Source organism: Ralstonia sp. TCR112 (assembly GCF_007997035.1).
In the GTDB taxonomy this organism is placed as follows: domain Bacteria; phylum Pseudomonadota; class Gammaproteobacteria; order Burkholderiales; family Burkholderiaceae; genus Ralstonia; species Ralstonia edaphi.
Map to the genome: position 1 here is coordinate 1 of NZ_VOSS01000157.1, position 1,562 is coordinate 1,562.

The 1,562-nt window shown below is 67.1% G+C and carries 1 protein-coding gene; it reads left to right on the plus strand.

Going from position 1 to position 1,562, the window contains the following annotated elements; translation table 11 throughout:
- Window positions 1-82: 82 nt before the first annotated feature.
- The gene (locus FUT88_RS24780; protein WP_147219174.1) at window positions 83-1,501 is read left to right on the plus strand and encodes an efflux transporter outer membrane subunit; all 1,419 of its coding nucleotides are present in this window, start codon (window positions 83-85) and stop codon (window positions 1,499-1,501) included.
- Window positions 1,502-1,562: the final 61 nt, after the last annotated feature.

A 1,562-nucleotide genomic window follows, 5' to 3' on the forward strand; every position in this document is an offset into this window, starting at 1 on the left:
GGCAGGGTACGGCCACACCATCGGTGGGCACGTGTTGGCGTTGGGGCGTGCGTTGTTAGGTGGTGAGTGTGCGGCTGGGGCGATGTTGATCGCCGCGCTGGCTCTCAGCGGCTGTGCCGTCGGTCCCGATTTCAAAGCGCCCGCGGGGCCTGCGGCTACCGGCTATTCCGCGCAGCCTGTTTCGCGCGAAACCGCATCCGCGCCCGTTGTTGGCGGCGAAGCGCAACATCTTGTCGATGCCAATGTGCCGGCGGATTGGTGGCGCTTGTTCCGATCGCCGGCGCTGGATGCGTTGGTGGACGAGGCGTTGCGCGCGAGTCCGTCAGTCATGCAGGCAGAGGCACGCTTGCGTCAGGCGCAGGCCGAAGCGCAGGCGCAGTTCGGCTATGCGTTGCCGTCGGTGGATGGCACCGTGTCGGCGGTGCGTCAGCAGATCAACCCGGAGGCATTCGGGTTCAACACGCCCAAGCCGGGGCCGTTCACGTTGTATTCGGCGTCGCTGTCGGTGTCGTATGCGCTGGATATTTTTGGCGGCGTGCGCCGGGCGCTGGAGGCATCGCAAGCGCAGGTCGATACGCAGCGTTATGAACTGGAAGCGGCGCGCTTGTCTCTGGCAGGCAATGTGGTGACGACCGTGGTGCGGATTGCCGCGCTGGATGTGCAGATCGCGACCACGCAGCGATTGGCGGCTGAGCAGCGCAAGCAGTTGGAGATCACGGAGCGGAGGTTGAGCGTGGGCGGCGTCGCGCAGGTCGATGCGTTCTCGCAGCGCACGCTCGTCGCGCAGACCGACGCGACGCTGCCGCCGCTCGTGCAACAGGCTGCGCAGCAGCGGCATCGTCTATCGGTATTGCTCGGCCGTGAGCCCGGCGCTGGGTTGCCGGACTTGCCATCGCTCGACACGCTGCATTTGCCCGACCCGCTGCCGGTGTCGCTGCCATCCACGCTCGCGCAGCGCCGCCCCGACATCCGCGCTGCCGAAGCGATGTGGCACGAAGCCAGCGCCAACGTGGGCGTGGCCACGGCCAACCTGTTCCCGCGCATCACGTTGTCCGCAGGCCTGGGTTCGGAAACCACCAGCTTCCGCAACCTCCTCGGCGCCGGGTCGAGCATCTGGAACCTCGGCGCCGGGTTCACGCAGCCGATCTTCCACGGCGGCACCCTGCGCGCCAAAAAGCGCGAAGCCGAAGCCGCCTACGACGCTGCCGGCGCCGCCTACAAGCAAGCCGTATTGCAAGGCCTGCAAGAAGTGGCCGACGCCCTGCACGCCGTCAACAACGACGCCCAAACGCTACAGGCCCGAGCGCAGGCAACCGACCAGGCGCAACAGACCCTGCGCGCCGCCCAAGCCCGCCACGCCGCCGGCGGCATCAGCACGCTAACGCTGCTGGACGCCCAACGCCAGGTCGACCAGGCCACGCTGCAACAGGTGCAGAGCCAAGCCGACAGGTTGCTAGACTCCGCCGCGCTCATGCAGGCATTGGGTGGCGGTTGGCAATAAACCCACGACAAAGGGAAACCCAATCGACAACGCAAGCCTTCAGCCGGTGTGGCCGTACCCT

What these genes read in the sequence shown, in the direction of transcription:
- FUT88_RS24780 (WP_147219174.1), top strand. Translation starts at nt 83, where the DNA reads ATGTTGATCGCCGCGCTGGCTCTCAGCGGCTGTGCCGTCGGTCCCGAT.